Genomic DNA, 822 nt, shown 5'->3' on the forward strand with positions numbered 1-822 from the left:
GAAACACAGTTGTACTGAAGCCTGCAAGCGCAGCGCCTGTCATTGCCGCAAAGTTTGTTGAAGTGCTTGAAGAAAGCGGACTTCCAAAAGGAGTAGTCAACTTCGTCCCTGGAAGCGGAGCTGAAGTCGGGGATTATTTGGTGGACCATCCGAAAACAAGCATCATTACGTTTACCGGTTCAAGGGAAGTCGGAACGCGCATTTTTGAGCGTGCAGCGAAGGTTCAGCCTGGTCAGACCCACTTAAAACAAGTGATCGCTGAGATGGGCGGAAAAGATACGGTCGTCGTTGATGAAGACTGTGATATTGAATTGGCTGCACAATCAATTTTCACATCTGCCTTCGGCTTTGCAGGCCAAAAATGTTCAGCAGGTTCACGGGCTGTCGTGCATGAAAAGGTATATGACGAAGTATTGAAGCGCGTGATTGAAATTACGGAGTCCAAGAAAGTCGGAGAGCCCGACAGCGCGGACGTTTACATGGGACCTGTCATCGATCAGGCATCCTTTAACAAAATCATGGACTATATCGAAATCGGAAAAGAAGAAGGCCGCTTAGTCAGCGGAGGAAAAGGCGATGATTCAAAAGGCTACTTCATCGAACCGACGATCTTTGCCGATTTAGATCCGAAAGCCCGGTTAATGCAGGAAGAAATTTTCGGACCTGTTGTTGCTTTCTCAAAAGTAAGCAGCTTTGATGAGGCGCTGGAAGTTGCCAACAACACCGAATACGGCCTGACAGGCGCGGTCATTACTAAAAACCGCGATCATATCAACAGGGCAAAACAAGAATTCCATGTCGGAAATCTGTATTTCAACCGCA

1 protein-coding gene is annotated in these 822 nt (G+C 47.6%); it reads left to right on the plus strand.

The genetic code is table 11. From position 1 onward, the window contains the following. A partial coding sequence (locus ACWHAR_RS25490) for an aldehyde dehydrogenase family protein (protein WP_452088236.1) occupies positions 1-822 on the plus strand: 822 nt, incomplete at both ends.

The sequence above is a fragment of the Bacillus sp. LR--39 genome (assembly GCF_053613335.1).